Source organism: Priestia flexa NBRC 15715 (genome assembly GCF_001591565.1).
Classification (GTDB): domain Bacteria; phylum Bacillota; class Bacilli; order Bacillales; family Bacillaceae_H; genus Priestia; species Priestia flexa.
In genome coordinates, this window is the sequence record NZ_BCVD01000161.1 from 1 (window position 1) to 6870 (window position 6870).

Here is a 6870-nt window from a genome sequence, read left to right on the forward strand (position 1 = left end):
GGCAAACTGAGTTCCGCAGCGCAGCTCAGGTTCCTCCCCGCGGAAAGCGAGTGGCCGTAGAGCAGTGGAACGAACTTGTTCAGGTAACTAAAGAGGTGAGAAAAGGGAGTGTTGATATTTTTGAAAATTTGTTTTGTTATGTCCCATCCTCTTTCTCTTTATTTGAAAAACTTTCGAATGTCGAAAAAAATAGGTGAAAAGGGTAGTGCATGTAGTGAGAAAGTGTGTTAAGATACGATTTGGTTGAAAAAGGATATCGGTAAAGAGGGTGAGGGTATGACCGCTGTTGAGGTCAAAAAGGGCTCTGGAGAAAAGCTAAATCTATTCTTTTTAACATGGCCTATTTTTTTAGAAGTTTTTCTTTTTATGCTGATGGGAATTGCCGATACGTTTATGCTAAGCGCGCTTTCCGATGACGCGGTATCAGGAGTAGGAGCAGCAAACCAATACCTACATATTGCGATTTTAATCTTAGAAGTAATTGGGAACGGTGCGGCGATTGTGGTTGCTCAGTACATCGGTTCAAAGCGCTACATGGAAGCCGCTAGAATATCAGCTTTGGCAGTTACTATGAATTTAATTGTTGGCATAGTCATTAGCGTGTTCTTTTTATTGTTTGCACGCAGCATGATGGCTGCTATGAACTTGCAAGGCGAAGTTTTGGCTTACGCGCAAAGTTATTTAGCGATTGTTGGTGGTGCTATTTTTTTACAAGCGATTATTAACTCGTTAGCTGCTATCATCCGTGTTCATGGCTTTACAAAACAAGCTATGTTTGTATCTCTTGGTATGAATTTATTCCATATTGTTGGAAACTATCTATTAATCTTTGGGAAGTTTGGTTTTCCAGAAATGGGTGTTCAGGGGGCTGCTATCTCAACAGTTGTCAGCCGCTTGCTTGCATTGATGGTTTTCTTCTGGTTGCTATATCAAGTGATGGAATACAAAGTTAAGGTTCAGTACTATTTATCGTTATCAAAAGAATATATGGGGAAAATCTTAAAGATTGGCCTTCCATCAGCATTTGAGCAAGTCATGTATCAAGGTTGTCAAATTGTCTTTTTATATTATGCAACGTATCTTGGCTCAGAATCGTTAGCAGCTAGGCAGTACGCTACCAATATTTCAATGTTTATTTACTTGTTTGCCATCGCTATTGGAATTGGAACATCCATTATTGTAGGCCGATTAGTAGGTGGGAACGAAAAAGATGAAGCCTATACGCGCGTTTGGCACAGTGTAAAGTGGGCTGTAGGGGTTACGCTTGGAATGGTAGTGCTTGTTATTTCGTTTCGAACAAAACTAATGAGTTTATTTACAGATAATGAACAAATCATTACGCTAGGTGCTACGGTTTTAGTGCTAAGTATTGTGCTAGAAACAGGGCGAACAATGAATATTGTCCTAATTAATTCTCTGCGCGCAGCTGGTGATGCTAAATATCCATTATTTATTGGCTTGTTTTCAATGGTGCTCATGAGCTTACCGCTTGGCTATTTCTTTGTGTTCCATTTAGATATGGGGCTTGCGGGCATTTGGTTAGCAATTGCTGCAGATGAGTGGACGCGAGCCGTTATTATGTTCTTTCGCTGGAAAAGCAGAGCATGGGAAAATCATGCGCTTGTTAATCATGAAAAAACAGAACCTGTGCAAGCTTAAAAACCTTAAAGAAATATTCTTTAAGGTTTTTTCGTGTGGAGAAAAGTTATACATAAGTAAAAACGTTAATATGATAGTGTCATAGAGCTTGACCACAATAAGGAAGTAGGTGGAGGCATGGGAGCGTTTTTAACAGATCTTTTAGAGCTGCTGACAAGCTTTGGGTACATTGGCATTGCATTGGGGTTGATGGTTGAAATAATCCCGAGTGAGATTGTACTAGCATACGGTGGCTACATGGTAACGAAAGGAATTATTACGTTTTGGGGAGCAGTTATCGCTGGAATAATTGGTGGAACGATTGCTCAATGGTTTTTATATTGGATCGGAGCTTACGGTGGACGTCCATTCTTACAAAAGTATGGAAAGTATTTATTTATTCGTGAAAAACACCTAGATGTTTCAGAAAAATGGTTTAAGGAATATGGAACAGGAATTGTATTTACCGCTCGATTTGTACCGGTGGTTAGGCATGCTATTTCTATTCCAGCTGGCATTGCAAAAATGTCGTTTTGGAAATTCACGTTCTTAACCATTTTAGCAATGGTTCCTTGGTCCATACTATTTGTCTATTTAGGGATTCAGCTAAAAGAAAACTGGATTAATATTGAGGAAATTGCGACTAGCTATACCATTCCTTTTATTGTCTTTGCATTTGTGGGCGTCGTTTTGTATTTTGTGTTTAAAAAGCCTGCTTCTTCTCAAAAGTGAGAATCCAATTAGTTGTTCTTATGTATAAGGTAGTGCTATGATGCTTATACGTAAGGAGTGATACAATGATAAATGAAGTATGGCTAAACGACACAAAGCTTATAGTTCGACATTTTGAAGAAAAGCAAGAACAAGAAAAGCGCTACATTACGTTTGAATTTGACGTGACAAGCGAAGCATATCATGATGTTACCACCTTGTTATATAAAAATAAGTTTCATGTTCGTATTCCGGCAAAGAATGAGTCTTTTTTTGCTGTCATTCAAACATACTTTACATCCGTTACAAACTTATATCAGGAAAATCAAATAGGAACGTTTACCTTAACTCTTGTTGAGGAGCAACCTAAATGAAGCTTAGCATACTCGATCAATCACCAATAAGAATGGGTCAAGAACCTCAACAAGCGTTAGTTGAGTCTGTTGAGCTTGCAAAACTAGCAGATAAACTGGGATACACGCGCTATTGGATGTCTGAGCACCATGATTTAAAGGGATTAGCAAGCTCCGCTCCAGAAGTCATGCTTAGCTATATTGGTGCACAAACGAAGAAAATTCGGCTTGGTCCTGGAGCCGTTTTATTACCTTATTACAAGCCTTATAAAGTAGCGGAAGTGTACAATACACTTGCAGCGCTGCTTCCTGATCGCGTTGATATTGGGCTAGGTAGAGCACCAGGAGGCGGAACAGACGTCATGACAACTCTTTCGGATAACTTTCTGCAGCAAGCATTTAAGATGCCTGCTTTAGTAGAAGAGTTGCTTCATTTTCTAAACTATAAAAAAAGCGCTGTTACTGGCCTGAAGGCTGCTCCATTGCCCGCGGTTTCTCCAGTACCGTGGATTCTTGGAACAAGCAAAAAAAGCGCTTTACTAGCTGCTAAGTACGGCTTGCCGTATGCATTTGGACAATTTATGAGTAACAAAGACCCAGAAGAGATTTTGCACGAGTATCGTACAAGCTTTCAATCTCATCGAGGACAGCAACATCCAGAAGCTTTATTAACGGTATCGGTTATTTGTGCAGAAACAGATGAAAAAGCAAAAGAACTTGCTCACAGTGCGTTAGCATGGAGTATTCAAAGTGAAAGAGGAGACGGCAAAGTAGGTCTCCTTCCAGTTGATGAAGCAAAGCAATATATTGACGAATTGCCAGATGATCAGGTTAAAGCTGATATTGAAAAGAAAATGCTGATTGGTTCACCAACGACAATCAAACATAAGCTTAAATCTATGCAGGAAGCTTATCAAGTGGATGAGTTTATGCTCGTTTCGTTCATTCCATCGTTTGAAGAGCGCCTTCAATCCTACGAACTTTTAGCACATGAAATATTTACTGAAGAAGCTTCCTTATAAAGGAAGCTTTTTTGTGACAAAAATTAGCTGTTTGTTTAAAGTAATGGATTACTATTGAATTTTTATAACTTTTATTGTATAAATATTTATATCGGTGTTTATTTATTCAAACTTAATGAAAGTAAAATAGATAAATCTAGTGGAAAGAAAGGAAGGGACAGAATAATGGGTTACATAACAACAGAGCAGTTACCTGCGTTTCATCAATTTGCATATCTTCATGAAGAGAGTGGCTTAAAGAAAAGTAAAAAAGCAAGCTATACGAAAGAGCAGCTTTATGAAGCGGTATGCAATAGCTTTTATACGTTTTCTATTTATGATAATCATCAGTTAATTGCGTTCGGCCGAATGATTTCAGATGGTATTTACCAAGCTTTAATTTGTGATGTGATGGTAGCTCCAACTTATCAAAAAAAAGGGCTAGGAAAGCAAGTTATTGAAGGGATCGTCAATAAATGTAACGAACGAGGAATTGAGTCCATTCAACTTTTTGCTGTAAAAGGAAAACAGCAGTTTTATAAGAAGCTCGGGTTTCAAGAGCGGGATTCAGAAGCACCTGGCATGTCGTTAGTACAATAATAAAAAGGTAGGCGAAAGCCTACCTTTTTATTATTGTACAGCATCAAATTTATTTACTTTCCATGTAGCTCCTGATTTATAGAATGTGACCGTGCGTTTTACAGTGCCACCTTCTACGTCGGGAACAGTGAATTCGTAAGAGCGTACATCAGAACGTTGATATGTTAATTTAACTTTGGCTTTATTCCACTCTAACATGTTTCCACCATCTCCAACTGGACGAGCTAGCTTGCCGTTATGTGTGATAAAACCGTATTTTGTTAGTCCTGCATTAATTGCGCTATTTGTATAAACTCCACTTAAGTAAGAAGTAACTTTTTGTTTTGTATCAAATTCGCTGCAAACATAAGAATAATAAGTGCCTTTATAAGTAAATGCTTTTTGTGTACACGCTTTTTGTTTGTAACCGTGTAATGTATTCCAATAGCGAGTGTTTGCGTCCGCCGCAATTTTAATAGCTTGGTTATTTGATAGGGTTGCTGACGTTGTTGCGGCCGTAGCACCTGCAGTCATTGTAAAGAAAAGAGCCATTGTCATTAGAACTAGTTTAAATTTTTTCATTGTGATTCTCCCTCCTAAATGAATTTTTATGTAACATTCATGTTGCTTATATTACATTTATGTTACATTTATATTACAACAGAATTCAGAAAAAGAAAAGGGGTTTTCCGAATTTATGTTTATTTTTCCCTTTAAATTTTAAAACAAACCTGAAGTTATGAAATGACTGCGACATATTTTGAATGTAGTTTGTTAAATGATATGGCTGTGGTAAGATAGGTATGTCTAGATTACACTGAAGGAGAGAACATAATGGGTTATTTGTTTGCAGCAACTATCTTTTTAATTATTGCTGTTGTTGTTGGGTTTCTAGTAACGGTTGTGAGTATTGCAAGACGAAATAAAAATGAAGGATCTAAATAAAAGCAAAAGTCATTTTGAAGTGACTTTTGTTTTTTTTATGTACATATAAATACGACTCTCTTGCCTCACACCCCTTTGTAAAAAAAGAACTAGTTTTGTCACCTTTATGTCGTTTTATCGGAATTTCAAAGAGAAGTGTTTACTGAACCGTAGTATAAAGGTAAGCACTTATTTATGAACATTGGTTATAAGTAAGGCTAGAAATCATAAATTATAAATTAAGAAGAGGAAAAGCAGTGTTTTTGTATAATTTGTTATAAAGTAAGAGTTTGCTAGGAGTCCTAACATAAAAGGGGATTTGCATCGTTGCTTATGTCATAATAATGAATATTCATTTTTCGACATCAAGTATTTTCCACATCATTCATTTAAGAAGAAACGAAGGAGTGGTTGCTTTGCAAAGACAAAAATTAGTAGTAAACGGTGAACGGTTAAAACAAGAGCTTGAAGCATTTGCTGACTATGGAAAAACAATTAATAACGGTGTTACAAGGCTATCTCTATCTAAGGAAGATCGACTGGTACGCGATTATTTCTGCGAATGCTGCGAGCAGCTAGGCATGACAGTTAAAATTGATGATATGGGATGTATCTATGCAACTTTACCGGGAGTTGAAGATAAGCCACCTATTGTCATGGGTTCTCATCTCGATACGGTAAAAAAAGGTGGTCGCTTCGATGGCGTACTAGGAGTTGTGGCAGGGTTAGAGCTTGTAAGAACTCTTGTAGAGAACAACATTAAGCCGAAAGTTCCCATTATGATTGTGAACTTTACAAACGAGGAAGGAGCTAGATTTGAACCTTCAATGATGGCTTCAGGAGTGTTGTCTGGGAAATTTGATAAGCAGACAATGTTAAAGAAACAAGATGTGGAAGGCACAACTTTTGAGCAAGCTTTAGCAGCAAGTGGTTATGAGGGAGATATTACAAACCGCTTAACAGAAGCTGCTGCATTTTTGGAGTTACATATTGAACAAGGCCCTGTATTGGAAAGTGAAAATCTATCAATTGGAGTAGTGGAGTGTGTGCTTGGGATGGTTTGCTATGAAATTGAAATTACAGGTGAATCCGATCACGCAGGCACCACACCAATGAAGATGAGAAAAGATGCCCTGTTCGCTACTAATACAATTATCCAAAAAGCGCGTGAAAAACTGAGCGCAATTGATGAAGAACTAGTTTTTACGATGGGGCGCATGAACGTCTTGCCAAATATTCATACCGTCATCCCAAATCAAGTTATTTTTACCATTGAAGCTAGACACAAGGATATGAATGTTATTGCAGAAGTAGAAGAAATAATTAAAAACCTATCCTCTTTAGCAGCAGCGGAAGGCTGTGCGATGAAAGCAACGAAACAATGGGGACGAGATACCGTATGGTTTAATGAAAGAGTGTGTGGAGTTATTGAGAAAGCAACGCAAAACCTCACGTATTCTTATAAGCGAATGGTAAGCGGAGCGGGTCACGATGCGCAGTTTATTGCTAGCTATGTACCGACGGCGATGATTTTTGTACCAAGCTTGAATGGTAAAAGTCATTGCGAGGAGGAATTTACTGAGTGGAAGCAGTGTGAACAAGGCGTAAATGTATTATTAGAAGCGGTGATGCAGCTGCTTGAATAGAAAAAAGAGACTGAGATA

At 38.0% G+C, this 6870-nt stretch carries 8 protein-coding genes; 7 read left to right on the forward strand and 1 reads right to left on the reverse strand.

The window, feature by feature from the left end; genetic code table 11:
• The 6 genes from BFL01S_RS20930 to BFL01S_RS18245 form a co-directional block, all read left to right on the forward strand.
• Positions 1-197 (forward strand): hypothetical protein (locus BFL01S_RS20930; protein WP_218008543.1); only part of this gene is annotated, 197 nt, incomplete at its 5' end.
• A gap of 79 nt (positions 198-276) precedes the next feature.
• Complete coding sequence (locus BFL01S_RS18225; protein WP_025909564.1) at positions 277-1659, forward strand: MATE family efflux transporter; 1383 nt, start codon at positions 277-279, stop codon at positions 1657-1659.
• A 117-nt stretch (positions 1660-1776) separates the two neighbouring features.
• On the forward strand, positions 1777-2370 hold the full coding sequence (gene uptA, locus BFL01S_RS18230) for an undecaprenyl phosphate transporter UptA (protein ID WP_025909565.1): 594 nt from the start codon (positions 1777-1779) through the stop codon (positions 2368-2370).
• A gap of 65 nt (positions 2371-2435) precedes the next feature.
• A complete protein-coding gene (locus BFL01S_RS18235; RefSeq protein WP_025909566.1) occupies positions 2436-2723 on the forward strand; it encodes a DUF3219 family protein in 288 nt (95 codons plus the stop codon).
• Positions 2720-3724: an LLM class flavin-dependent oxidoreductase gene (locus BFL01S_RS18240; RefSeq protein ID WP_061786563.1), complete on the forward strand. Its 1005-nt coding sequence runs from the start codon at positions 2720-2722 to the stop codon at positions 3722-3724. The genes BFL01S_RS18235 and BFL01S_RS18240 overlap by 4 nt, the downstream gene beginning before the upstream one ends.
• A 165-nt stretch (positions 3725-3889) precedes the next feature.
• Positions 3890-4303: a GNAT family N-acetyltransferase gene (locus tag BFL01S_RS18245; RefSeq protein ID WP_025908057.1), complete on the forward strand. Its 414-nt coding sequence runs from the start codon at positions 3890-3892 to the stop codon at positions 4301-4303.
• A gap of 30 nt (positions 4304-4333) precedes the next feature.
• Here the strand turns inward: BFL01S_RS18245 and BFL01S_RS18250 are convergent, their stop codons facing one another.
• Positions 4334-4864: a DL-endopeptidase inhibitor IseA gene (locus tag BFL01S_RS18250; RefSeq protein ID WP_025908056.1), complete on the reverse strand. Its 531-nt coding sequence runs from the start codon at positions 4862-4864 to the stop codon at positions 4334-4336.
• A 758-nt stretch (positions 4865-5622) separates the two neighbouring features.
• Here BFL01S_RS18250 and BFL01S_RS18255 point away from each other — a divergent pair.
• Positions 5623-6852, forward strand: coding sequence for a Zn-dependent hydrolase (locus BFL01S_RS18255; protein ID WP_025908055.1), 1230 nt, complete (start codon positions 5623-5625; stop codon positions 6850-6852).
• Positions 6853-6870: the final 18 nt, after the last annotated feature.